The 22,215-nt window shown below is 61.1% G+C and carries 27 protein-coding genes and 1 pseudogene; 15 read left to right on the top strand and 13 right to left on the bottom strand.

Annotated elements, in window-relative coordinates:
• The first annotated feature begins 122 nt into the window (after window positions 1-122).
• The 4 genes from BM075_RS20825 (at window position 123) to BM075_RS20815 (ending at window position 4,723) form a co-directional block, all read left to right on the top strand.
• On the top strand, window positions 123-2,291 hold the full coding sequence (locus tag BM075_RS20825) for a ParB/RepB/Spo0J family partition protein (RefSeq protein ID WP_093362634.1): 2,169 nt from the start codon (window positions 123-125) through the stop codon (window positions 2,289-2,291).
• 98 nt (window positions 2,292-2,389) lie between these two features.
• Window positions 2,390-2,863: a hypothetical protein gene (locus BM075_RS20820; RefSeq protein WP_093362633.1), complete on the top strand. Its 474-nt coding sequence runs from the start codon at window positions 2,390-2,392 to the stop codon at window positions 2,861-2,863.
• Between the two features lie 389 nt (window positions 2,864-3,252).
• Entirely contained in the window at window positions 3,253-3,417 is a 165-nt protein-coding gene (locus tag BM075_RS24515; protein WP_010138195.1) for a hypothetical protein, read from the top strand.
• 268 nt (window positions 3,418-3,685) lie between these two features.
• On the top strand, window positions 3,686-4,723 hold the full coding sequence (locus BM075_RS20815) for a hypothetical protein (RefSeq protein WP_093362632.1): 1,038 nt from the start codon (window positions 3,686-3,688) through the stop codon (window positions 4,721-4,723).
• 486 nt (window positions 4,724-5,209) lie between these two features.
• Here the strand turns inward: BM075_RS20815 and BM075_RS20805 are convergent, their stop codons facing one another.
• A complete protein-coding gene (locus BM075_RS20805) occupies window positions 5,210-6,418 on the bottom strand; it encodes an XRE family transcriptional regulator (RefSeq protein ID WP_093362630.1) in 1,209 nt (402 codons plus the stop codon).
• 29 nt (window positions 6,419-6,447) lie between these two features.
• Window positions 6,448-7,164 (bottom strand): hypothetical protein, encoded by a 717-nt coding sequence (locus BM075_RS20800; RefSeq protein ID WP_093362629.1) that lies wholly within the window; start codon window positions 7,162-7,164, stop codon window positions 6,448-6,450.
• A 943-nt stretch (window positions 7,165-8,107) separates the two neighbouring features.
• Here BM075_RS20800 and BM075_RS20795 point away from each other — a divergent pair.
• Complete coding sequence (locus BM075_RS20795) at window positions 8,108-8,512, top strand: single-stranded DNA-binding protein (protein WP_093362628.1); 405 nt, start codon at window positions 8,108-8,110, stop codon at window positions 8,510-8,512.
• A gap of 68 nt (window positions 8,513-8,580) precedes the next feature.
• On the opposite strand, the gene BM075_RS20790 is transcribed toward BM075_RS20795, so the two are convergent.
• The 9 genes from BM075_RS20790 to BM075_RS20760 all read right to left on the bottom strand — a co-directional run bounded on the left by BM075_RS20790 (window position 8,581) and on the right by BM075_RS20760 (window position 13,694).
• Window positions 8,581-9,030 (bottom strand): DMT family transporter, encoded by a 450-nt coding sequence (locus BM075_RS20790; protein WP_093362627.1) that lies wholly within the window; start codon window positions 9,028-9,030, stop codon window positions 8,581-8,583.
• Complete coding sequence (locus tag BM075_RS20785; RefSeq protein WP_093362626.1) at window positions 9,027-9,554, bottom strand: GNAT family N-acetyltransferase; 528 nt, start codon at window positions 9,552-9,554, stop codon at window positions 9,027-9,029. Before BM075_RS20785 ends, BM075_RS20790 begins: the two co-directional genes overlap by 4 nt.
• A gap of 87 nt (window positions 9,555-9,641) precedes the next feature.
• Complete coding sequence (locus BM075_RS20780) at window positions 9,642-10,205, bottom strand: helix-turn-helix domain-containing protein (protein ID WP_093362625.1); 564 nt, start codon at window positions 10,203-10,205, stop codon at window positions 9,642-9,644.
• Between the two features lie 71 nt (window positions 10,206-10,276).
• On the bottom strand, window positions 10,277-10,816 hold the full coding sequence (locus BM075_RS25050) for a PhzF family phenazine biosynthesis protein (protein WP_218152886.1): 540 nt from the start codon (window positions 10,814-10,816) through the stop codon (window positions 10,277-10,279).
• Window positions 10,732-11,118: a PhzF family phenazine biosynthesis protein gene (locus tag BM075_RS25045; protein WP_218152885.1), complete on the bottom strand. Its 387-nt coding sequence runs from the start codon at window positions 11,116-11,118 to the stop codon at window positions 10,732-10,734. The genes BM075_RS25050 and BM075_RS25045 overlap by 85 nt, the downstream gene beginning before the upstream one ends.
• Before the next feature lie 16 nt (window positions 11,119-11,134).
• On the bottom strand, window positions 11,135-11,767 hold the full coding sequence (locus BM075_RS20770) for a LysE family translocator (RefSeq protein ID WP_093362624.1): 633 nt from the start codon (window positions 11,765-11,767) through the stop codon (window positions 11,135-11,137).
• Window positions 11,768-11,932: 165 nt separating this feature from the next.
• Window positions 11,933-12,058 (bottom strand): hypothetical protein, encoded by a 126-nt coding sequence (locus BM075_RS25040; RefSeq protein ID WP_281244967.1) that lies wholly within the window; start codon window positions 12,056-12,058, stop codon window positions 11,933-11,935.
• Entirely contained in the window at window positions 12,055-13,266 is a 1,212-nt protein-coding gene (locus tag BM075_RS20765; RefSeq protein WP_245758935.1) for an MFS transporter, read from the bottom strand. The genes BM075_RS25040 and BM075_RS20765 overlap by 4 nt, the downstream gene beginning before the upstream one ends.
• Window positions 13,263-13,694, bottom strand: coding sequence for a MarR family winged helix-turn-helix transcriptional regulator (locus tag BM075_RS20760; RefSeq protein WP_093362623.1), 432 nt, complete (start codon window positions 13,692-13,694; stop codon window positions 13,263-13,265). Before BM075_RS20760 ends, BM075_RS20765 begins: the two co-directional genes overlap by 4 nt.
• A 129-nt stretch (window positions 13,695-13,823) precedes the next feature.
• On the opposite strand from BM075_RS20760, the gene BM075_RS20755 reads away from it, so the two are divergent.
• From BM075_RS20755 to BM075_RS25210, 8 genes and pseudogenes are all read left to right on the top strand, one after another.
• Complete coding sequence (locus tag BM075_RS20755) at window positions 13,824-14,255, top strand: MarR family winged helix-turn-helix transcriptional regulator (protein WP_093362622.1); 432 nt, start codon at window positions 13,824-13,826, stop codon at window positions 14,253-14,255.
• A gap of 2 nt (window positions 14,256-14,257) precedes the next feature.
• Window positions 14,258-14,665, top strand: coding sequence for a DUF2000 family protein (locus BM075_RS20750; protein ID WP_093362621.1), 408 nt, complete (start codon window positions 14,258-14,260; stop codon window positions 14,663-14,665).
• The gene (locus BM075_RS20745) at window positions 14,658-15,086 is read left to right on the top strand and encodes a MaoC/PaaZ C-terminal domain-containing protein (RefSeq protein ID WP_093362620.1); all 429 of its coding nucleotides are present in this window, start codon (window positions 14,658-14,660) and stop codon (window positions 15,084-15,086) included. Before BM075_RS20750 ends, BM075_RS20745 begins: the two co-directional genes overlap by 8 nt.
• A 134-nt stretch (window positions 15,087-15,220) precedes the next feature.
• Window positions 15,221-16,420 (top strand): DUF932 domain-containing protein, encoded by a 1,200-nt coding sequence (locus tag BM075_RS20740; protein ID WP_093362619.1) that lies wholly within the window; start codon window positions 15,221-15,223, stop codon window positions 16,418-16,420.
• Between the two features lie 93 nt (window positions 16,421-16,513).
• A complete protein-coding gene (locus BM075_RS20735) occupies window positions 16,514-17,014 on the top strand; it encodes a hypothetical protein (RefSeq protein ID WP_007803268.1) in 501 nt (166 codons plus the stop codon).
• 96 nt (window positions 17,015-17,110) lie between these two features.
• Window positions 17,111-17,629, top strand: a complete 519-nt coding sequence (locus BM075_RS20730) for a DNA repair protein RadC (protein WP_093362642.1) — start codon at window positions 17,111-17,113, stop codon at window positions 17,627-17,629.
• Between the two features lie 97 nt (window positions 17,630-17,726).
• Window positions 17,727-18,218: a DUF6878 family protein gene (locus tag BM075_RS20725; protein ID WP_093362618.1), complete on the top strand. Its 492-nt coding sequence runs from the start codon at window positions 17,727-17,729 to the stop codon at window positions 18,216-18,218.
• A gap of 10 nt (window positions 18,219-18,228) precedes the next feature.
• Window positions 18,229-18,333, top strand: a pseudogene (locus BM075_RS25210) (DUF6915 family protein); the annotation flags it as partial.
• A 117-nt stretch (window positions 18,334-18,450) separates the two neighbouring features.
• Here BM075_RS25210 and BM075_RS20720 read toward each other — a convergent pair.
• Entirely contained in the window at window positions 18,451-20,511 is a 2,061-nt protein-coding gene (locus BM075_RS20720; RefSeq protein WP_177208438.1) for a tyrosine-type recombinase/integrase, read from the bottom strand.
• Between the two features lie 23 nt (window positions 20,512-20,534).
• Entirely contained in the window at window positions 20,535-21,764 is a 1,230-nt protein-coding gene (locus tag BM075_RS20715) for a tyrosine-type recombinase/integrase (protein ID WP_245758934.1), read from the bottom strand.
• Between BM075_RS20715 and BM075_RS20710 the strand changes: the two genes are divergently transcribed.
• Both BM075_RS20710 and BM075_RS20705 read left to right on the top strand, forming a co-directional pair.
• Window positions 21,648-22,001 (top strand): DUF6915 family protein, encoded by a 354-nt coding sequence (locus BM075_RS20710; protein ID WP_425445207.1) that lies wholly within the window; start codon window positions 21,648-21,650, stop codon window positions 21,999-22,001. The genes BM075_RS20715 and BM075_RS20710 overlap by 117 nt on opposite strands.
• Window position 22,002: 1 nt before the next feature.
• On the top strand, window positions 22,003-22,200 hold the full coding sequence (locus tag BM075_RS20705) for a hypothetical protein (protein WP_093362615.1): 198 nt from the start codon (window positions 22,003-22,005) through the stop codon (window positions 22,198-22,200).
• Window positions 22,201-22,215: the final 15 nt, after the last annotated feature.

Raw genomic sequence — 22,215 nt, 5'->3', positions numbered from 1 at the left:
CTGCTTCCGCCAAAAAAATTGTCCGCGGACAATTACGGTCGAGGGAGAGGATGGCTGTGAAAGGGGTGACGGGAAGTGAGATCGGGAGAGTGGCTTCCGGTGCCCGTCGTGGAGAAGATCTGATGGCGAAATCTGCCCAGAAAGTCACCCTGTCCCCCTCCCGGGATATCCCCTTCGAAAAGCTCGTGTTGAGCCAGTCCAACGTCCGACGCATAAAGGCCGGCATCTCGGTCGAGGAACTGGCTGAGGATATCGCCCGCCGCGGATTGCTGCAGAGCCTGAGCGTCCGGCCCGTCCTGGCTGATGATGGCACCGAAACCGGCAAGTTCGAAATTCCCGCTGGCGGCCGGCGCTTCCAGGCCCTGTCGCTGCTGGTGAAGCAGAAACGCCTGACCAGGACGACCCCCATTCCCTGCATCGTGCGGGATGCCAAGTCTGCAATCCTTGCCGAGGATGACTCGCTCGCTGAGAACATGCAGCGTGCTGCCCTGCACCCGCTTGATCAGTTCCGCGCCTTCGTCGCGCTGCGGGAGAAAGGCCAGGGCGATGAAGAGATCGCTGCCGCCTTCTTCGTCACGCCGCAGGTGGTCAAACAGCGCCTGAAACTCGCCTCCGTGGCCCCTGCCCTTCTCGAGGTCTACGCCGAGGACGAGATGACGCTGGAACAGCTCATGGCCTTCACCATCAACCCGGATCACGAGCGTCAGGCTCAGGTCTGGGACGCGATCCGGTCGTCCTGGAACAAGGAGCCCTACCAGATCCGGCGGATGCTGACGGAAACTTCCGTGCGGGCCTCCGACCGTCGTGCCGTCTTTGTCGGCGTCGAGGCCTACGAGGCGGCGGGCGGCACCATGTTGCACGACCTCTTCCAGGGCAACGACGGCGGTTGGCTCGAAGACCCTGCCCTGCTCGATCGCCTTGTCAGTGAGAAACTTCAAGCCGACGCCGAAGCGACCGCGGCCGAGGGATGGAAATGGATCGAGGTCTCGCTCGACCTGCCCTATGGCTACAGCCATGGCCTGCGACGGCTTAGCGGCGATCCGGCGCCGATGACCAATGAGGAAGGCGCGGCCCATGCCAAGCTGCTCGCCGAGTACCGGGCGCTCGAAGAGGAATACGAGGGCCAGGATGAATTCCCTGAAGAGACCGACGCCCGCCTTGGCGAGCTCGAAGTCGCGATGGAGAAGCTCGAGACGCGGCCGCTAATCTTCGACGCGGAGGAGATCGCGCGGGCAGGGGCCTTTGTGACGCTTGATCGCTATGGTGAGCTTTCCGTCTATCGGGGCTTTGTGCGGCCGGAGGATGAACCTCGGACAGAGGCCGATGTCCACAGCGGTGAACAGACGGCAGACGGGCAGGGCGCTGAGCTTTCAGCGACGAGCAACGTGGATGGTATCGGCCATGGTACGGTGATCACCTCTGCTGGTCAAGCGCTTGGCGCGAACGGGCCCGATGACGAGGACGATGGCGCCTTGAAGCCCTTGCCCGAGCGACTCGTCATGGAGCTGACGGCGCACCGGACATTGGCACTGCGCGAAGCTGTCGGGCGCTCCCCCGACGTCGCGCTGACGCTGCTGCTCCTGAAGCTTGTCAACGACACTTTCCGGATGTCGAGCGCTTCGGGCGGATGCTGCGAGGCATCGGTGCGTCAGGTCTACATGTCGGCGCAGGCCAACGATCTGAAGGACAGCGTGGTGGCCAAGCTGGTGGACGATCGCCACGCGGAGTGGGAGGCCGACCTGCCGCTCGGCGACGATGCCGCTCTCTGGGACTACCTGACCTCCCTCGATCAGGTGAGCCGGCTGTCCTTGCTCGCGCATTGCCTCAGCTTCGGGATCAACGCGCTCCACGAGAAGGTGAACCCCTACGGTGCCGGTATCTCCGCCAGTGGTCTGACCCGGCGGATGGCGCAGGCCGACTTGCTTGCACAGGCAGTCGATCTCGACATGGTCGAGGCTGGCTGGGAGCCGACGGCCGATACCTACCTGAACCGCGTGCCCAAGGCTCGAATCCTTGAAGCCGTGCGCGAGGCGAAAGGGGAGGGGACGGCGCAGCTCCTCGATCACCTGAAGAAGGCTGAGATGGCGACCGAGGCCGAGCGCCTGCTGAAGGGCAGCGGTTGGTTGCCGGAGGTTCTTCGCCGTCACGATCTGGCGGCATTCGAAGGTGCAGAAGGGCAGGGGGGGACTGCGGACATTCCCGACACCGAATTGTCTGAGGATGTCGATCTGCCCGCCTTCCTCACCGCTGACCTGCCGGGTGATGATGCGTCGATGATGGCCGCGGAGTGATCCGGGCTACCGAGGGCGGGGAAACCCGCCCTCAATCACATAAAATACAATAATATCAATATGATGAATGCAAGATTGCGCATTCAGGATGAGGAATCATGTCTGCAACGACCATTCTCGAGACCGCCCCCTTGGCGGCGCTCATTCGCTACACCGACAGCAGTCCCAAGCCGCCCGCGAGATTCACCAAGAAGCTTGCGGCCTGGGAGCGCTCGAACGGCGTGGGCCGTCTCGTCAAGAAGGAGCCGCCGCGACCCTATCCGACCTGGACGGCGCCGGCGTCGTTCACGCTGCACGAGGGGAACTTCTCCTCGGACGGGGTCATTCTCGTCACCATCATGCGAACGCATTCGGCTGACAGTGCGTTGACCTTCGAGGTGGCAGAGGAACCGAAGCCCGGACAGGTGCGTGTCCTGCTGGATTTCGGGGGCTGCACGGAACTGCTGCACCTGGCCGAGTCCGTCACGGCTGCCGAACTCTGGATCGCCAGGGAAGGCTATCGCAACGCACGGCTCGAGGTCGTCGGCAGCGAGGACGGTGATGGGGCAGGGGGCGCGGATCTTGCTGCCTGAGCCCGCATGAAACCGGAGGGGCCCGCCGAAGCGCGGGCCTCTCACCCAGCGTAGCCCTGTCCCGCGAGCCTGCGGGGCGCCAGAGGATCCATCCCGTCACGGAAGGGGTGTATTCCACCACGAGGTTGGCCGGGATGCGGGCGACGAAAGCATCAGCGGGACAAGCGGCTCCAGTCAGCGGTCGCACCATCCCCCGCTCGCCATTCCCTTCCTTGCCCCGAATCCCGTCTTCGAGATCAACCCGCGATGGGTCGGACTACGGGCAAGCCCGTGCCGCCGGGTGGATTCGGACGAGCCGAACGCACCCGGTGATATCAGCCAGTCTTCGGGCCTGCGGGGTCCTGTCGCGCGGGGGATGGTCCTCCGCCTCCAAGACAGGAGCCAAACAGATGTCCCGCAAAGATGCCCACGCCTTCGCCGCCTCCCTCGCCGCCACGCTCATGGTCTCGATCGTCGTCTTCCAGGCAGGGGATGGGACCTATGGCGCCGTCCCCGCCGATGAAATCGACGGCGACGAGGTTCAGGTGGTGGGTGAGATCGACCCGTGGGCTTAGGCCCACGGTTTTCCGGGAAGCTCAGGTTCGGTGCAATGGCACCGACCCGAGCCTAACCCCGGTCAGCCGTTCCGGCCGACCGGGGCAGAGCGCCGAGACTATCTCGGCAAACCATTTCCTTTCGGCAAGAAGGTCACGGCAGAAGGCACCCTGTACCTCTATCCGCGGGAGAATTCCGAGATTTGCTTCCGAAATTCGAACGGACAAGCCGCTTGATCATCGGACATGCCCGTCAGAAGCTACCCCGAAAACAACTGGAAGCGCAGGAATGCTCTACAAGTCTTTGATTGCTACATTTGGCGCTTCGCTTGCGGCCAGGTCAGCACCATCGGACGATCCTGTTTGGCACTTAGGTCGGTCCGAGGAACTGCAAATGTTTCGAGAGTATGCTCTCGATGCCTTGCAGCAAGCCAAGGTCTACCTGCTGGATCACCTGGCTGCCACCTACGCCGATACTCTTCACGAAGCCGTAGCGGAAAGGGCTACAAAAACCGGCCAGCCCGCGATGGCCTTTCTTGGGGAGGTGCGACTTCCTTCAAAAGTTGCCTGGGTCGAGTTCGATTATCGGGAATTGGGTGCCGCGCGTTTCGAGCGCGGATCATCCGTGACGGCACATGACGACAACCCGATCGGCTCCGGCCTGCGCGGCTATCTGATCGATGACCGAAACGACGATGACCTGCGTATCACCATGTTCAGCCGGCCTGAAGGCAGCAAGATCATGGACCCGATTTGCGCTCTGCTGGTCAACCGGATGGCGGACGGACGCCTGGATTATGAAAACGTCTACGAGGACCTGAGCCGGTCCATGGTCGACTTTCGGGTGCGTATCGGGGATTCCAGGGAAAAGATCGACGCCCTTCGCACCCTGCATCGGATCGATACCGGATACGATCTGTTCATTCCCTACGCGCTCTTCGCGATGTTGGTGTCCCCTGACCTGGGCGGCATCATTCCCACTGAAACGACGACATTTACGGCCAAGGACGCAAAGACAGCTCGAAAATTTGGGAAGTCCTGGATCCTTGGCGCGCAGAAATCCCATCTCACAATCCGCATTGGTCCGCAGGCCGCAGCCCACATGCAAGAGAGGCAGGCGCGCCACGAGTTTGAGCGTCAGGCGCAGGAAGGACGAAGCGGTCCCGTTCGCCATTGGGTGAGCGAACATGAGCGGCGCTACCGCAACGGCAAGGTCGTGTTGGTAAAAGGCCACCACCGAGGCCATGATCCGGACCCCGGTTTGCCAACCCGCGTCATGGGGCCAAAGTCGGATGCCGCCGAGTTTATCTTTACCTCGAAGGACTGATTGCCGGACCGTCCGGAGTTGGCATCGTGGTATTCAGAGCTCTTGGCTGGATGGGCCTCTGTCCCTCTTGGTCAGATGGCATGAATCCCGTTCCCTTGGCGCGAATTTTTGTTGGAGAGTCCGTTCTCCATGAAATTTGTTCCTATCACATGAAAACTGTGCTCTAGTGGGCCTATTGCGTGAAAAATGGTTCCATTCATACAGAAATCTGAGCAAGTCAGATCATCTATCGATCTGCGTCGATCGATAGGCGCGGTTGAACAATTCCTCCAACGATCTACGCCGAGTAGAAGTTGTCCTCATCAAAAGGGCATTCGTCCCGAAGCATGACGGCGCCGCGTTTCACAGAAGGTTCTTCGGTGCCGAACACCTCCACGGAGTGCCGGCACCGACTGCAGGTAATGACAAGCCCCGGAACCGTACCATAGTCGCTATCCAGATCCTCTTCCGAGACATCGATTTTCACGCGCATGTGCGGACCCTTTGTTACGACGATTCACGCCGAGAGAACGGGATCACCGAACCTCCTGCAGGTGCCCCTGTCTCACGCGATGTGTCCGTCTTGAGAGTCAATGACACCACGTCGCCTGTTTTCTTGCTGAACCAACCGGACGGAAGGTTGACGAGGTTCTCAATATCGCCCGGATGCATGGTGAACTCGACCGAAAGCAGGTCTTCCTTGCTGCGAGTGCCGGAATCTACGATCAAGCAAAGAGCGTCATGCAACATTCGCGGCTTTGGTACAGCCCATTCCTTGTCCATCGGCTCCTGCCGGTTCCACCCTTTGGCGGAATAGGTCTTATAGAGCTGCGTGGCATGATCCTGGGGGATGATCTCGAGATCCACCAACCGTTTGACCTGGGCTTTCACAGAAACGCGCCAACGTTCTTTCAGGGATAGCAACCCTGCCAGGGAGAAGTTCGGGACCTCCGGCACATAGGTCGTCTGCGGCATAAGAAACGCGCTCGCGAAACGGAATGCCTGGCGCTCGATCTCTGGTAGATCATCGCGCAACGCTTTTGCGCTGACATTCCGGTGCAGAACCGAATGACCCAGTTCATGTGCGGCGTCCATCTGACGACGGGGAAGATTCATCTTGTCTGTTGAGAGCAAGATGTGAGGACGATCTTCGGACTTAGACCAACTGCAAACGCCGTCGAGTTTGGACGTTCCCATTTCGATGGATCCGACGACACAGCCGATCTTTTCAAGGACGGCTACGACATTTGTGCAAGGGCCGTCACCCAATTGCCAGTGGGAACGCAGTTCGCCGGCGATGTCCTCGATGTCTTCGTCCCGAAGCTGACTGTAGCTGGCACCGCCCAGGACGTCGGGAATGTTAAGTTCGGGAAAATCGACATAGTGCTGCAGGACGTGGCTGATCTCATGTAGCCAACTCACCTGAGAAGTTTGATACTCGCGGTCACGCTTCAGCGTGCTGACCAGCTTGCGATAGAACATCGGTCGCGGGCTGTCGAAGACTGGACGGAGAAAAAACTCACGTCGGACACGTAGTACCTTTGCCAATTCGGTCAGCGCATCAGCTTCCGGCGCCTGCTTGCCGGTTTCCCAACGAGAAACCGAACTAGGGCTAACTCCCAGCATCAAGGCCAACTCTTTCATGCTTTGAACGCGCCGGGCGGCGCGGGCCTCAACGAGGCGTTCCGGCACGAAGCCGGGTGTTCCCACACGCATTTTCCCTCCTCTGGTGCCGATGGCACCCTTTACGCTTTGCCATCCTGTTCGTCATCCACAGATGGAGCCTCGGGAGGAATAAAAGGCTTCATCGTGCGCTTCAGGCGGACAGCACCGCCGGCAGGCAATGCGGAAGGTGTCGAAAACGGCGAGCTGGGTTCCGAAACATCCCCGTCATCCGCGAGGTACTGGTCGATCCGTTCGTAGAAGAGGTATTGCTCATAATCGGAGTCAATGAGACCTATGGCCAATTCCTTGATCTTGCCGGCTTGTTCGGGATCGCGGGCGAAGAGAAACAGAATGCAGATGTCCCCGATCTGAGGGGCGGTACCGTCAAAATCGAAGTGAGGTGACAGCCGGTAATTCAGGGTCACACCAGCGTTCCGCGACTTGTTCTTGACGGGCAGCTTGCTGGGTTCCGGCATTGCGGCGAGTCCGAGGATAAAGCCTTGCCCCTCATGCTCGAAACGCATGAACGGTTGGAAAACCTTGAAGTCAGAACCGGGGATGATGCCGCCGTCGAGCAGTGCGCCGCCATGAAGTTCGCAGACCTCCTGAAACCCCTTTTCCATCATGTGGAAACGCGACATTCCCTCAAGACGCCGTGCGCGACGTGTATCCAGACCAGAGTGATCATGAATCATACGATGAGCCTTGAGGGCTTCTCCGCGCAGGCGGTCCTCAAGATCAATTATCAGACCGCGATAGATCGCGACCGGGAAACGGGTTTTGATAAATTCCCCCATGACTGCTCCGATTCTGCGGGGTTGCGTTTTTCAGGAAAACTTGCTTCAAAAATTGCGTTAAGTCAATGATTGGTGTTTGGCCACGTTCATCCAAACGCCCGGCGCTCGCTTGTACCGGAGCGGCAAGGTCGTGTTGGTGAAAGAGCACCACCGAGGCCATGATCCGAATCCCGGTCTGCCAACCCGCGTCATGGGCCAAATTCGGGTGCTGCCGATTTCATCCTTACCTCGAAGGAGGGTGGTTGCCGGACTGTTTGGAGTTGGCATCGTGGTATTCGGAACTCTTGGCTGAATGTTCCTCTGAGCGCCGTTATCTCGCAAGGACTGACGCAACGGCGGATTTGTCTCGGGGCTGATCAGTCTGGCCAGGGAAATGCCTACCGATCTGGTCTCCGATTTCACCTTACTGCGGGCTTCCACCTTCTGCCTATCGTGGTAAGCGGAGTGCGTATTGGCGATGTCCTTCTGGAGTTTCTCGTAATCTTAGAGCGACGGAGCCTCGAGATCGTGATCAGGCAAGGGTGCCATTCGGTGTCCATGACCTGGCATCGATAGGATTTTGTCGCATTGCTCCGCAATTCCCGTAAGCCACGGCCCCGAGTGGCGAGTCTGGATGATCCGTATTGGCCGCCATTGCAGCGGGGCTTGGGTTCAGACAGCCAGACCGGCAGGATGACAGGATCTGGCATGAGCTCCCCGCGCCTCTCTGTCTTTCGGGGCCATTCCTTCGACTGACAATCCCCTAATCCCGTTCGGTCTCCTGCGCGCAACCCCGCGTCAGTCCGGGCCGTGTTGGCCGCCTTTGGCGTCCTGCCCGCTCCACCCCAGTCCTCTGGGGGTTTCCGGTGTCCATGCTGTCCACCGTGCACGCGTCACCCGACGGGCTTTTTCAGGGTCTTGTCGAAGGGACGGTCCCGAAAGACAGGAAACACAGGAGCAAATCATGCAAAACATCGTCATCCTCGCCGGCAACATCGGTCAGACCCCCGAAGCCCGCACCACCCAGAGCGGCACCAAGATCACCAACTTCAGCCTCGCCACCTCGCGCCCCCGCCTCTCGGAAGGCCGTGTGATGCGCGACGAGAACGGCTACCGGGTCATGGACACCGAATGGCACCGCATCACCTGCTTCAACGGTCTCGGCAAGACGGTCGCTGAGCACTGCGAAAAGGGCATGAAGGTCCTCGTCCACGGCCGCATCCACTACACCAAGTGGATCGACAGCATGGGGAACGACCGCTACGGCTGCGAGATCATCGCCGAGAAGGTCGACTTCCTGAGCCGCCCAAAGTCGGCCGAGAACGAAAACCCCGAGCTGGTCGACCGCGACGATGAGATCCCGTTCTGAGGAACGGGGTCTCCCCCCCCTCGGGCCCGGCGGGAAAACCCGCCGGGTTCGGGACTTCCATTCGGGTATCACCGAAAGCGCGATACGATCAGGATCGCGCCTGCAACGAGAAGCGCGACCCCGATTGCCGCTGGCAAGATGCCATTCGATGTAAGGCTGTTAGAGCGGGACATGTCCCACGCAAGACCGAACAGCAATTGGCTCGCGACGAGGGTTGCGATGGTCGGCGTGGCTCCAACGCTTTGGTACCCCGTGATGCTGGCATAGACGAAGAACGTGCCCAAGATACCGGGGATCACGAACCAAAGCCGAAACATGCCCGCGATTTCACTGAACCCGTTCATCCCGGTCTTGCGCAATATCAAGGCGGATAGCAGCACCAATCCCACTGCCGAGTTCATCAGAAGTGCCATCAGCACTGAGGATGCCGCCCCGGTGATCTTGGCCATCAGCAAGTTCTGTACGACCAGCGCCGCGCCCGCCGCCACAAGAAGGCCCAGTGTGATGCCAGCTGTCATTTGTCGACGGGGCGATCAGGATCGGTCCTGTCATCGAGCGTGAGCTGCAGGAAGGCCAAGTCGAGCCAACGGCCGAACTTCGTGCCGACCTGCCGTAAGAGGCCCGCCCGTTCGAAGCCAAGTTTTTCGTGCAGTCGGATCGAGCCGGTATTGCCTGCCTCGATACCCGCAACCATCACATGTTTGCCAATGTCTCGGGCGCGCCCGATCAGGGCCTCCATCAGCGCCTTGCCGATCCCGGCGCCGCGCTGGTCTGAACGGACGTAGACCGAATGTTCGACGGTATAGCGATAGCCGTCCCAGGCGCGCCAATCGCCGAAGGAGGCATAGCCTAGCACCTTGTCGTCATCCGAGACGGCCACCAGCACCGGGTATCCAGCCGTGCGCCGATCAGCGAGCCAGGCACGTCGGTTTTCAACGTCAATTATGGTTTCGTTCCAGATCGCCGTCGTCTGTTCGATGGCATCGTTGTAGATCGTCGTGATCCCCTCAAGGTCACGGTCTTCGGCATCGCGAATCTGCATGAGTCTGCCCTCTGTGGCACTATGATTGCCGCAAAGTCTAATATAGTAGACGTATTGTCAATATGTCATCACGGGCCCGACCTGGCTTTACCCGTCGCGCAAAACGGCCACGGCATAGGTGCAAGGCTCGACTCCCTCGTTGCGAAACACGCAGTCTTCCGGGGGGCCGAGATGCAGGCAGTCGCCAGCCTGAAGCTCGTGGCGGACGGGGCCTTCGACGAAGACAAGGTTGCCCGCCAGAACCCAGATCAACTGCCGGATGAAGGCGTAGGCCGAGGCCGGCATCGGCACTTCCTTACCGGCCGGAAGCGTGACCTCAACGAGATCGAGCGGCATGTCGGACTTGGGCGAGACTTGCCGCCGGATGTATCCGGTCTCGGGATCGGTCCAGACCGGCTGGTCGTCTCTGCGCAGTAGGTCGCAGCCTGCTGCCTCCGCGCGCGCGAGCAAGGTGGACATGCTGAGGCCGAAAGCCCCTGAGAGCTTGCCGAGAAGGTTGGCCGTCGGGGAACTGTCGCCACGCTCCACCTTGTGGATCATGGCGCGCGAGACCTTCGCCCGGTCGGCCAGTTCGGTGAGCGACCAGCCGCGGGTTTCGCGCTCGGCGCGGATGCGGGCGCCGATCCGCAGATCGATATCATCATGCACCATTGCGTCACTATAGTGGACAACGGCGAGGTGGCAAGCATGGCATGGGCTGGCTGGCACAGCGCAACTCGAACTCAAATGCTGAGAGTGCCGGTAATGAGGGTAACGGTTTCGCCGCCAATCCATATGTCGTTTTCAACCTGATCGACATGGACGCGCCCCGCGCGACCGAGTGCCGTTCCCTGACTGGCGACATATGACGTTGGAGCGCGGCCACTTCTGATCAGCCATTGCGCCAGAGCAGCGTTCAGGCTTCCGGTAACAGGGTCCTCTTTCACACCGGCGCCCATCGCAAACGCGCGAACCTCGAATTGCGCATCGTTGCCGTCCTTGCCCGCATCCCAAGCACCAACCACGCCGATCTTCAGATCTTCCAATGCGGCATAGTCGGGCTCGAGTGCCAGAACGTCTGCACGCGAGCCGAGCTGCAAAGCGACCCATCCGGGGCCGTTATCGGCCCACTGGGCGTCGAGGATGCTGCCCCGCTCGATCCGCAGCCCGTCGGCGATGCGGGTCTCCAGGGCCTCATCTACCGGACCGGAGCGCAACAGCTTGGGCGCGGCGAATGCCAGCCGTCCGCCTTCGCGGCGTACCGCAACGAGGCCAACCCACATTCCTGAACGATCATGTCGCCCCGTGGTTTCCCGCCGTGGGTCAACCAGGCATGGCAGGTGCCAAGGGTCGGATGACCGGCGAAAGGCAACTCTCCTCTCTGGGTGAAGATGCGGACACGGTAGTCGGCGTCCGCGGTGGTCGGCTCGAGCAGAAATGTGGTCTCACTCAGGTTGGTCCATTTCGCAAAGTCGGCCATCTGACGGTCGGACAGATCATCTGCACCGATGACAACGGCGACCGGATTGCCTTTGAACGGTTCCTTCGAAAACACATCGACTTGTTGAAACGGATAGTCTGTCATGTGGTTGCCTCCCGGTTCAGCGTTCCTGGACGGCCAGCCGACAGGCAAGCCCGAAGAAGGTGACAGCAGCCAGACGGTTTGCCAGTTTCAGAAATGTCGTGCTGCCCGTCACAACCGCCCTGAACCGGCCAACGATGACGACCACCGTGCCGAGCCACACGATTGCCATTCCCGCCAGCGTTGCGCCCAGGACGAAGCTTTGCAGGGCCACCGCGCCATGTTCCGGATGTACGAACTGCGGAAAGAGGGCGATGAAGAACGGGATCATCTTTGGGTTCACAAGGTTGTTGACGAGACCCTGATAGAAATAGCGCATGGCCCCGCCTCCCTTGCTCCTGAGGCGCGTGTCGAGGTCGAGAGAGGCTGGTACGCGCCATGCCATCACCGCCAGATAGACCAGATAGGCCGCTCCTGCATATTTAAGAACGTCGAAGGCGAGCGGGAACAGGAGCACGAGCGTGGATACGCCAAGACCAGCGAGGATCGCATGGATCACATTGCCTGCCTGTGTCCCAAACAGCGTCATCATGCCGGCGACGGTCCCCGTGGCGATTGTCCGCGACAAGATCAGTACCGTGTCCGGACCGGGGGAGAGTACCAGAACGAGCGACGTCAGCAGAAAAAGGTAGTAGGTTTGAGGGTCTATCATGGCGCGCCAATCATGTCATATATACTGACCTATTAACGGCTTTCTGTCACCATGTCTATGCATCGCGACGCTCGGTTGGTCGTGCGGTGAATACTCCAATCACCCAGTGTCGCCTCCCGTCGGGGGCTGGAATTCGCGCGATCTCTGCAAGAACGTGCTTGAGGATCAGCACAAGCTCCAGTTCGAGAGGTAGATCTCCAGCACCGGGTTTCGATAGAGAGCGAACAAGGCTGCGAGAAGCGCCGCGGCCAAAGCGGCGAGCAGCCACACTACGGGACTGTTCAAACTCATGCCGCCCGCCTTTCTGCCAGTGTACGCTCGGTGATCGGCCAGTTCAGAAGAACGGACACAAGGCTGAGACCGATGGCGATGCCCCAGGCCGCGTCGTAATTTCCGGTGCGGTCATAGAGCCATCCGCCAAGCCACCCGCCAGCGAAGGACCCAAGCTGATGGGCGAAGAAGACGATGCCGCCCAGCATGGACATGTGCTTCACGCCGAACACAGTGGCCACGGTGCCGTTCGTGAGCGGCACTGTCGACAGCCAGAACAGGCCCATGACCGCCCCGAAGACATAGGCACTGGCCTGCGAAAGCGGCAGCAGGACGAAAGCCGCGATGGCAAGCGCCCGTCCCAGATAGATCCAGGACAGCAGCATCGGCTTGCGATGGCGTCCGCCCCAAAGCCCGGCGAAATAGGTACCCCCGATATTGACCAAGCCGATCAGCGCCAGAACGATGGTGGCGGTGCCGCTCCCGATCCCGTTGTCAGCGAGGTAGGCTGGCAAATGAACGGCGATGAACACGACCTGAAACCCGCAGGCGAAGAATCCCAGGGACAGGAGCCAGAAATCGCGCTCGCCGAAGGCATCCCGTAGCGCACGGCCGAAGCTCACATCTTCCACGGCACTTGCGACGGGCGCAGGAACGTTGCGGATGCCGAAGGCCAATGGGAACATCATCAGAGCAAGCACGGAAAGTGCTATCAGTGCCCCTTGCCATTCCAGTTCGACAATCAAACCGAGCGAGATAGGCAACATGGCGAACTGCCCAAAGGATCCGACCGACATCGTGATCCCCATCGCCAGGGAGCGCTGCTCCGGGCGCACAAGTCGGCTGATGGCCCCGAAGATTACCGGAAAAGTCGTGCCTGAAAGGCCCAGACCGATCACGACGCCTGCACCGAGAATGAAGAGCGCCTCACCCCCAACGATGCTCATCAGCCAGAGACCGAGCCCATAGAGAACGGCCCCGACCGCGACGACCGGCTTCGCACCGTATCGATCCGCCAGCATCCCGGCAAAGGGCTGACTGGCACCCCAGACGAGGTTCTGGAGGGCGATGGAAAAGGCGAATGTCTCGCGCCCCCATCCCTGATCCATGCTCACAGGCTGCAGGAACAGTCCGAACGTGTGTCGTACGCCCAACGAGATCAGGAGGATCAGCGATCCGCAGATCAATGCAACACCGGCTCCGCGCCAATCGGTCGTCTGGATCGTCACGCGCGATCTCCTTCATACGTTTCTTGGTTTTTGTTCAGGTCGGCGAGGCCTTCCAGGATGGTCAGAACGTCAGGGCCAAGCAGTGCGGCGAAGCTGTCCTGGGCCGACCGCCAGAGCGGCAGGGCGGTTTCGAGCGTTCGGCGGCCGTGGTCCGTCAGTTCGACAACCCGCTCGCGCTGATCCTGGCCGGGGCGCGTTGCGATCAGGTCCTGCTTTTCGAGGACGCGCAGATTGCGCCCGAGGGTGCTGCGATCCAGCCCGACAATGCCTGCGAGGTCAGAGATCGACACGCAGCCCGCCTCGTCGATGCGCCGGAGCAGCCGGAACATCGTAATCTTGATCCCGGCGGGTGCGAGCACGGCGTCATAATGCGCCGTACTGAACGCGGCGGCCTGGCGGAGGGAGGTGCAGAGGCATCTTTCAGTCATGATGCGGGTATATACCCGTAATTTTGAAAGACGCAAGCGGCGTATGCGCCAGTCGCGAGATTCCACCGGTTAGGTAGGTTCAATAGATGCTTGTTTACAACTAACTCGCATACAAGTAATGCAGCCTGCATGGAAACCATTCGTACCTGCATCAGCTTTCAGGCCAGCGCCGCGGCCAAGACCATTGCCCGGCTGTCTCGGAACCGACTCACGCCGCATGGAGTGACGCCCATCCAATTCGCCGTGCTGCAAGCCGTCTCGGAAGCGGAGCACCAGACGGCCGCCGATATCGGAGCGGCCCTGATGATCGACAGCGCGACGATTGTCGGCGTCATCGACCGGCTCTCTGCGATGGACTTGATCGCGCGCGCGCCGGACCTGACGGATCGCCGGATCAACCGGCTGTCGTTGACCGCGCAGGGCAGGGCGGCACTTCCCGCCATGCAGGCCGCGATGGACGCGCTCAACGCAGAGGTCGATTCCGCCTTGGGTGCCTCCGCTCCGGACGTTCGATCCTCGCTGCAGGGTTTGGCTTCATTGCAATTACTTCAGAAGGACTGAAAATGTTCGATACCAAGATCGCCATCGTCGTGCGGGAAGACCTCGCGACCTGGCAAAAGCTCAACGTAACCGCCTTCCTGATGAGCGGGATCGCGGGTGCAAATCCCGACCTCATCGGAGAAGCCTATCGCGACAAAGATGGCCGGACTCATCTGCCGATGTCGGTCCAGCCGGTGATCGTGCTGAGCGGCGCGGCGAACGTTCTGACCAATGTCCGCAACCGTGCCTTTGAGCGCGGTGTCAATACCGTGGCCTATATCGAGGAGATGTTTGCCACCGGCCATGACGCGGCGAACCGCGCCGTGTTCGCCGATCACGGAGCCGATGAGACCAATACCGTCGGCATCGCGCTTCGGGCCGACAAGAAGATCGTCGACAAGATCACCAAGGGCGCGAAGATGCATGGCTGAGGCACGCCACATGGAGGTCGGGGCGACTATCACTACGACGACTCGCCGATTGACCCGGGAGGCGGCCCTCGGCTTTGCGCGGGAATTCGATCCTCAGCCGATGCATCTCGACGACACTGCGGCAGAGTCCGGGTTTTTCGGCACCCTGACCGCCAGCGGCTGGCATGCCCTCGCCTTGACTATGCGGCTTGCCGTCGAGGCGCAGCCGTTCGGGGATCAGCCCTTGATCGGGGCGGAACTCAGTCGCATCCGCTTCTCGCGACCGATACTTCCGGAGACGGAGCTTTCGGTCCGGATCACCTCCGAAGCCATCGAGACCGGGAAAGGGCGCCATGCCTACAATATCCTGGTGGTCGAGACGCTGGATGCCCGAACGGGCGATGTTCTGATCCAACAGCGCTGGCGCATGCTGCGCACGTAGCCGTTCAAAAGCCTTCCGGTCAGACGCCATGCTATTCGGATGCAGGGCGAGAGAGTGAGAGCGGGGATGGTCCCTTTTGTGACAGGTTGAGGACTGGGAGAGTGGCTCCCGGCGCCTGTCACGGAGGAATGCCGATGGGCGTTGTGGAAGTTCTGGATCCGGTACAGTCGGCGCGGACGGGTGGCTGGAAAGTGGATGTAAGCCGGGGCGAGCGGAACGGGCGCGTGTCGTCCGAATGGTTCAACCGGCCGGATGACGAGCGGTATCTGTCGCTCGACGGTCTCTGGGCCAATGTGAAGGGTCGCTCCGAGCGCAGCCGCAGCAGGGTTGTCCAGACAGCCGACATCCGGGTCGAGGCTGCGCGCGACAGCGCCGAGCGGTTGCACCTTGTGCTGCCGAAGGCGCAGGAGCCGGTTGCACCGACGCATTGGGCCTTCGGCCAGCTCGCCAGCATTGTCGGCGCTCCGGCCTCCTACCTACGGCAGCTGCCCGCGCCGCTGGCGGGGATCAACCTGCAATACGGTCTGACCAATCACCGTGCGGAACAGGTGAAGACCTTCGAGACGGAGGATGGCCGCACGGAACTGCGCGCCGTGACCGGGCCCGACTATGGCCGCATCCATGACTTCGAGCTTGTCGAGGCGGTGCAGCGCATTGCGGGCAACGGCACCGGCGACACGCGCTGGAAGGTCCCGGGCGTGCTCGACTGGTCGACCGGGGTCTACAATCCCGATGTCGAGATTAGCCGCGACACGACCACACTCTACGCCTCGGATCGTGACGTCTTCCTGTTCCTGGTCGACGACCGCAACCCGATCGAGGCCGGCAAGCTGCCGGACGGCTCGCCCGATCTCTATTTCCGGGGATTCTATTGCTGGAACTCCGAGGTCGGCGCCAAGACGCTGGGCATGGCGAGCTTCTACCTGCGGGCGGTGTGCCAGAACCGCAACCTCTGGGGCGTCGAGGATTTCCAGGAGATCAAGATCCGCCACTCGAAATACGCTGCATCGCGTTTTGCCCATGAGGCGGCGCCCGCGCTGACGCGCTTCGCCAATTCCTCGCCGCAGGGGTTCGTGAACGGGATCAAGGCGGCGCGGCAGCAGATCGTGGCGCGCAGCGATGAGGACCGCGCGGATTTCCTGCGTAAGCGCGGTTTCTCGAAAGCCGAATCCGGCAAGATCATCGAGAAGGTGCTGATGGAGGAAGGCCGCCCGCCCGAGAGCATCTTCGATTTCGTGCAGGGGATTACCCGGCTTGCGCGCGACAAGACCCAGCAGGACGCCCGCCTTGATATGGAAGGGCGCGCCAAGAAGCTTCTCGACCGCGTTGGTTGAGGTGGCGACCGGAGGCGATATCGCCTCCGGTCTCGTTCCTGTTTCATCGATCTGCTACTGTGCCCGACACGTTTAGGTGTTGGAAGTACGCGCATGGAAGAAATTGATTGGTCAGATCGTGCATTTTATGATGACGGTGAATGGGTTACCTGGTCGGAAATCGACGAGCAGCTTCGCTACAAGGAGTGGGGCGCTAAATACCCGAACGCGATCCGGTCTATGATCCCATATTTTGAGGATCTCCTGTCCCTCGCGGAAAGCTACCACCTCGAGACCGGCCTTCACCTCTCTGTCTACGGCGATATCGGTGAGCTGTTCGGTGCTATCACGTACGGTATCAAGCTGAACAAGACCTACGCCCAGGGTGCTGACGGAAGACTTGGCAATGATCATGTCGAGGTCAAAACCATTACGCCATTCAAGACAAAGGATGTTGTTGTGGTCGATACCAATGGGCATTTCAACAAGCTCTTGGTTGTAAAGATCAACGAGGATTTTCAGGTCTCGGGTCGGATGATCGACCGAAAAGATCTTCCAAAGCGCGAAGGGCGCTACTTGCGGGTTCGATGGGGCGATTTACCAACGCCGAAATGATCGGCCCGATCAGCGACAGAGAGTCCGAGGGGGCGGTTTGGTCTTTGACGGTTTGAAGCGGGGAGAGAGGCTCTCCGCACCGTCGGAGATATGCCCATATTCGATCTTACTCTCCAAACTCAGCCGGAAACACAGAAAACAGGTTTGCCGCCGAGCCTCCTGACCGTTTTTGCAGATCAAGACTTGCCGTTCGCACTCACGACGGCTTGCCATGCGCCCGCAGCTCTCATGTCCGGGCAGGCACACCCCAAGGTACTGGAGCGGTTTGCCACGCTGGCCGAGGCCATGCAGGGGGCAATCGTTCACGCCGAAGATATCACACCTGAAGACGCTCCGCGCATCCTGGCAATCCTCGATCGGGAGGGCCGTCTCGTTCTGGCCGGAGCTACCTGTGATGGCGGGGTCGCATGGTGCCACCCGGTCTCGGATGCCGCCGAAGCCCGCGCCGTCGTGTCCGAGGCCAGCCAGACCCGCGCGCAGGCCATGCGGGCGGCCGAGTGGCATGAACATGGCCTCGCGCGACGGCTGCGGCATCACGCCGACCTTCTCGATGCCCGTCTTGTCGATCCGCTCTGGCGTGTCTTCGCGTCTCGCGCCCGGCAGATCGCGGCGTGACGCCCGAGAGTCAGAGAAGGGCAGGGGAGGATGTGAGCCTGCGAGGACGAGAGAGAGCCTCGGGGTTCAGATCCCTTTCCTCATTCCGGAGTTTCCAATGTCCAAGATCGAACCCACCCTGGCTGCGCCGATGGCGCCGTCCAGGATTGATTTCACCGCCGTGCTGGCTCGGCAGGCCGAGCGCGACGCGCGGATCGCAGCTTTGCGTCCGGCCAACAAGGAGCGCCTCTTCGATGGCCTGACTGCCGCGGGCATCACCCATGTGTCCGTGAGCTTCGACGGTTATGGCGATAGCGGCCAGGTTGAAAGCATCGAAGCCTACGCTGGCGACACCGAAGTCACTTTCCCCAAGACCCAGATCGCCTATGCCGCATTGACCTGGGACGACCCGGAGGTCGAGATGCGGGCGCTTTCGCTCGAAGATGTCGTCGAGCAGCTGGCCTACGACTTCCTCTCCGACACCCATGGCGGCTGGGAGAACAACGACGGCGCCTGGGGCGAGTTCTGCTTCGACGCCGCGGCCCGCTGCATCCACCTCGAGTTCAACGAGCGCTTCACCTCGTCCGAACTCACCACCCATGATTTCTGAGGGGGCAGCGATGGCTCATCCCTATCACCACGCCCTGTCCTCGGTGAAGAAATGGGGCGGCACGGTCGAGGATTACCTCGCTGTGCATTCCTGGTTCGATGTTATCCGGACAATCAAGCTGTTTTTGTTCTCCAGGCCGGGGTTTGTCGTGGTTGTCCATAGGAGGGGCCCCGCCGCCCGCGTAGCGCGGATACGCGCGCAGCGGAGCGGGCGGCGGGGAGGTCCCTGTGGGCTACCGCGACATTTTCCGTGCCGCTTCGACCGTCTGCCCGACCTCCTGGGCCGCGTCTGTGACTGGCTCGCCCAGTTCCACGAGAAGCTGTTCGATGCGGGAAGCTATTCCTGAATGCCGTTCGATCTCTCGTGTCCAACCGCGGCAACGCGCATCTTCCGTCAGATTGAGTTCGAGGCGATGGCGCGCTCGCAGCCTCGGCGCATAAGATCGGGTGGTGACGAACTTGGCGCAGTTCAGGTAGAGGTCGCATTCACAGGGGCCTTCTTCCGGCAGCCGCAGACAATGGCCGAGTTCGAGCTCGGTCTTCAGAAAGTTGCACTTCAGCCAATCGACCGTGCTCTCTGGTAGGCGCTGATTGCGGATGACCTCGGCCGCGGGTCCGGCAATCGGCGCATCGGGTTTCAACACGGCCTGATAGTCGGCGAGCACAGCTTCATCGCTGACGCGGATATAGACCATCGACATATGCGGGCTTTGATGCCCGAGCACGTCCATGATTGTCTGCATTCGCGCCCCGCCTTCGGCGAGTTCCGTGCCGACGGTGTGGCGGAAGCGATGTGCCGAGATGAGATTCTGTCCTTTCCCATCGACCAGGCCAAGTCGGTGAGAGATGCCTTTGAGCGGATAGTTGAACAGGTAGTCGGGCGAGATCGCGACACCGCGGCGGTAGAAGAGCAACTTGACGTATTGGCCGGTTCTGGCATCCGGGACCGGGCGTTCGTCCGACTTTGTGCGCAGGGCAATCACCCTGCGAAGAGCGTCGGCAGCTTCAGGGTGAAGCGGCACAAGCCGCTCCCTGTAGGTCTTCCCCGCAGGAATGCGCAGCCGTGGTGTCCCGTCGGGATAGGCGTCCAGACAGCCGACGGGCAATCTTGCGATCTCTGTTCGACGGGCGCCGGACCAACGCGCCGTCAGGATTGCGGCGCGCTGGAAATCGCAGGGAAGCTTGCGGACCTCTTCCATCAGGGGGCCAAGCTGTTCCGCGGGGATATATCGAGGCAGACGCTGCGGAAGGCGGGGAAGGTCGCGCGTGTTAAGAACCGGTCGCGTCGGGAAATCTGGCCAGTCCCAAGCGGCACCCTCGCTGAGGAACTGTGCAACATGAAGCGCACGGGATCTCTGGGCGGAAATCGACAATGTACGCTTGGTTCTGGCGCCGACTTGGCTTCTCAGATCGATCAGGAAGGCAGTCATCACCTCGGGCGTGACATTGGCGAACTTCTCGATCTTTGGATCGTGGCGAACCAGGAAGTCGACAAAGCGGCGGAGCGACACGGCGCAGTGGTCGACCGTCACCCTGGAAAGGCTGGTGCGCTTGATCTCCAGCCAGCGCTCGATGAAAACACCCATATCCGGCCTCGGATAGACATAAGGCCTTCGCTTGTCGGCGGTCATTCGCGGTCGCGCGATGCCGTTGCCGAGGTGATGCAGGACAAGCTGTGTCTGTCGGACATAGCGGTGCCAGTAATGGGCGGTTGTCTTGGCCTTTTGCGGGTCGTAGCCATGGAAGCGCTTCATCAGGGAAGACGCCGCATATGCAGAAATTGCGTCGTTCAACGCGTCGAGGTCGTCGGAGGAAATAAGTTCAGGCGAACGTATGCCGGCATGAAGCGCAATGCGGGAAACCACCCAGATGGTCGATCCCTGTGGTGTCGTCTGGTGATACCCCATCGCTTTCTGGCGCTTGCGGAGATCCGGAATGCCTAGATCGATGCCCAGGTGATTTGCGAGTTGGGCGGCATACATGGGCGAAATCGACAGGAGGAACCCATAGTCGAGGCGCAGGCGGTCCGTGAAGGCGAGGTAGTAGAGATATTGCCGCGCCCAGAACGAGGCGGGGTGTTCAGGTGTGAAGGCGGATGTTCCGTGAAGTCGCCCGAGCCGAACTTCAAGCGGTTGTTCGCACCAAAGAGCGAGATCGGGAAAGGCGGCGACGAACTCTCGACGTTGCGCGATATAGCGGTTCTTCATGTAGCGGGTCATGTCGAGGCCCGCGAGGAATGCGCGGTACTCGTCCTCCCCGCTATGCGACGGCGCGATGTCGGTCGGAAACGTCATCAGGGCATCCGGCAAGGGGGCCGTCATGGCTTCAGCCCCATTGCACGGCTGTACTCGGCGAGCACAGTGGCGTCGGACACGCGTGTATAGATGCGCGTCGATTCCGGTGATGCATGCCCGAGCCGGCGCTGCAGGGTCAGCTCTCGCATGCCTGCTTCCCACATGCGGGTGGCGTGGGTATGCCGCAGCGCATGCGGTGTGACGCCGGGCGATTTGATCCCGGCGCGTTCTGCTGCTCGCGCGAAGGCTTTTGCCAACGCGGCATAGGACAAGGGCTCAGATCGCCTCGTGCCGTTTCCGCCGACCAGAAAGATGAACGGAGTGTCTGTCTGGCGGGGACGGTCGCGCATAACATAGGCGCTGATGGTATCGAGGGCCTGCCCGTCATGCAGGTCGACGACACGCTCGACGCGCGACTTTCCGCGTGCCCCTTTCGGGTGGTCATCGCGACATCGAACGGTCACGCGCCGCCGCCCATAGGCGATATCCTCGAGATGCAGACTGAGCGCTTCGCCTGGTCGTAGCCCACCGTGCAGCATCAGCAGCACAAGGGCGCGATCGCGCAGACTGGCCACCTCGGCAAGGAGACGCTCGATTTGGTCGTCGCTCATCGGACGAGGCAGGCGGTGAACGCTGCGGACACGGATCACGCTCACACTCGCTGATCGACGTGAGATGCCTTCGAAAAACGGACGGTGACGATCGGTGACAGAGGGCTTGTTGATACTCTTGCTGACCCGCATCGGGTTCGGCGGGGTCAGCGTCCCTGCGATGATCGCCCAGTCGCAGAATGACGACATGGCGGCCAGCGCTCGATTGACCGTCGCCGGTGACAGCCGATCCGGGCCGGGCGCAGTTGCGGATCGGCCGGGGCGCATATCGATCTGGTCGTGCAGGTAAGCGATCAGATCGACGGCATTCGCGATGTTGAAGTCCTGCCACTCGAGCTCTCGGGCTTCGAAGAACTCCCACACGCGCCGCAGGTCGTAGGCGTAGGAGCGAATGGTGTTCGGGGATGAGCCCCGAGCGTCGAGATAACGGAGGAAATCGTGAATCGGTTCAACGGAATTGCCCGCATCGTCGCGGACAAAATAGCGAGGGACAGCCCCCTCGGGAGTTCTGGTGACTTGCATAATCTGTCCTCGGAAAAAGATGAAAACTTCAACCTTGGAGGTGAAATCGCAAGTGTCCAGATAATCGACCATAGCAAGGAGATCACTGCCGATTTTCGGCATCGGGCGCTGCGCCACCATGCCGAGGGCATCTTCATGGCCGAGACCATCTTCGGCCCGACCCTCACGCTCTCGACCGGGCGGGTCATCCCGACCCGGTGGGTCGGCGAGCAGCATGTCAAGGAAGATCTTGGCTTCATCCCGGGCTTTGCCGACTGGGTGAAGGCGATCCGGCCCGAGCCGTGGATGGGCCGGTCTGAGCGGATCGAGGCACAGGTCGATCCGCATGCTGCCTCTCCAGTGGTCGAGGTCAGCTGACATGACCGATCCCGCCTATCTGCGTCTCGGCTTGCCGCCGACCGCTTCGCCTCTGGCAGTGGTTCGCGCGGCGGTCCGGGCGCTTCGACCTGACAGCCGCGCCGCTCGCAGTTTCCAGACGGCGCGCAAGCGCCTCTCACGACAGATGCTCTGCGCGCATGCCGCACGAAAGGCGGCAGACGACACGCCGACCGGCTGATCGCTCCCGGCCACC

Origin of the sequence: Tropicimonas isoalkanivorans (assembly GCF_900112335.1) — a bacterium.
Taxonomy (GTDB): Bacteria; Pseudomonadota; Alphaproteobacteria; order Rhodobacterales; family Rhodobacteraceae; genus Tropicimonas; species Tropicimonas isoalkanivorans.
The sequence above is the reverse complement of the archived record's forward strand: the minus strand, read 5'-3'. Positions and strand labels throughout refer to the sequence as shown.

Excerpts from the sequence above, each read along its gene's own strand:
- BM075_RS20755 (WP_093362622.1), top strand. The coding sequence starts at position 13,824 with ATGGAAACCATTCGTACCTGCATCAGCTTTCAGGCCAGCGCCGCGGCC.
- BM075_RS20805 (WP_093362630.1), bottom strand. The coding sequence starts at position 6,418 with ATGCGTGTGGGAACACCCGGCTTCGTGCCGGAACGCCTCGTTGAGGCC.
- BM075_RS20720 (WP_177208438.1), bottom strand. The coding sequence starts at position 20,511 with ATGACGTTTCCGACCGACATCGCGCCGTCGCATAGCGGGGAGGACGAG.
- BM075_RS20735 (WP_007803268.1), top strand. The coding sequence starts at position 16,514 with ATGGAAGAAATTGATTGGTCAGATCGTGCATTTTATGATGACGGTGAA.
- BM075_RS20760 (WP_093362623.1), bottom strand. The coding sequence starts at position 13,694 with ATGACTGAAAGATGCCTCTGCACCTCCCTCCGCCAGGCCGCCGCGTTC.
- BM075_RS20750 (WP_093362621.1), top strand. The coding sequence starts at position 14,258 with ATGTTCGATACCAAGATCGCCATCGTCGTGCGGGAAGACCTCGCGACC.
- BM075_RS20820 (WP_093362633.1), top strand. The coding sequence starts at position 2,390 with ATGTCTGCAACGACCATTCTCGAGACCGCCCCCTTGGCGGCGCTCATT.
- BM075_RS20800 (WP_093362629.1), bottom strand. The coding sequence starts at position 7,164 with ATGGGGGAATTTATCAAAACCCGTTTCCCGGTCGCGATCTATCGCGGT.
- BM075_RS24515 (WP_010138195.1), top strand. The coding sequence starts at position 3,253 with ATGTCCCGCAAAGATGCCCACGCCTTCGCCGCCTCCCTCGCCGCCACG.
- BM075_RS20705 (WP_093362615.1), top strand. The coding sequence starts at position 22,003 with ATGACCGATCCCGCCTATCTGCGTCTCGGCTTGCCGCCGACCGCTTCG.
- BM075_RS20745 (WP_093362620.1), top strand. The coding sequence starts at position 14,658 with ATGGCTGAGGCACGCCACATGGAGGTCGGGGCGACTATCACTACGACG.
- BM075_RS20725 (WP_093362618.1), top strand. The coding sequence starts at position 17,727 with ATGTCCAAGATCGAACCCACCCTGGCTGCGCCGATGGCGCCGTCCAGG.
- BM075_RS20740 (WP_093362619.1), top strand. The coding sequence starts at position 15,221 with ATGGGCGTTGTGGAAGTTCTGGATCCGGTACAGTCGGCGCGGACGGGT.
- BM075_RS20790 (WP_093362627.1), bottom strand. The coding sequence starts at position 9,030 with ATGACAGCTGGCATCACACTGGGCCTTCTTGTGGCGGCGGGCGCGGCG.
- BM075_RS20780 (WP_093362625.1), bottom strand. The coding sequence starts at position 10,205 with ATGGTGCATGATGATATCGATCTGCGGATCGGCGCCCGCATCCGCGCC.
- BM075_RS25050 (WP_218152886.1), bottom strand. The coding sequence starts at position 10,816 with ATGTGGGTTGGCCTCGTTGCGGTACGCCGCGAAGGCGGACGGCTGGCA.
- BM075_RS25040 (WP_281244967.1), bottom strand. The coding sequence starts at position 12,058 with ATGAGTTTGAACAGTCCCGTAGTGTGGCTGCTCGCCGCTTTGGCCGCG.
- BM075_RS25045 (WP_218152885.1), bottom strand. The coding sequence starts at position 11,118 with ATGACAGACTATCCGTTTCAACAAGTCGATGTGTTTTCGAAGGAACCG.
- BM075_RS20825 (WP_093362634.1), top strand. The coding sequence starts at position 123 with ATGGCGAAATCTGCCCAGAAAGTCACCCTGTCCCCCTCCCGGGATATC.
- BM075_RS20815 (WP_093362632.1), top strand. The coding sequence starts at position 3,686 with ATGCTCTACAAGTCTTTGATTGCTACATTTGGCGCTTCGCTTGCGGCC.
- BM075_RS20795 (WP_093362628.1), top strand. The coding sequence starts at position 8,108 with ATGCAAAACATCGTCATCCTCGCCGGCAACATCGGTCAGACCCCCGAA.
- BM075_RS20770 (WP_093362624.1), bottom strand. The coding sequence starts at position 11,767 with ATGATAGACCCTCAAACCTACTACCTTTTTCTGCTGACGTCGCTCGTT.
- BM075_RS20715 (WP_245758934.1), bottom strand. The coding sequence starts at position 21,764 with ATGGTGGCGCAGCGCCCGATGCCGAAAATCGGCAGTGATCTCCTTGCT.
- BM075_RS20785 (WP_093362626.1), bottom strand. The coding sequence starts at position 9,554 with ATGCAGATTCGCGATGCCGAAGACCGTGACCTTGAGGGGATCACGACG.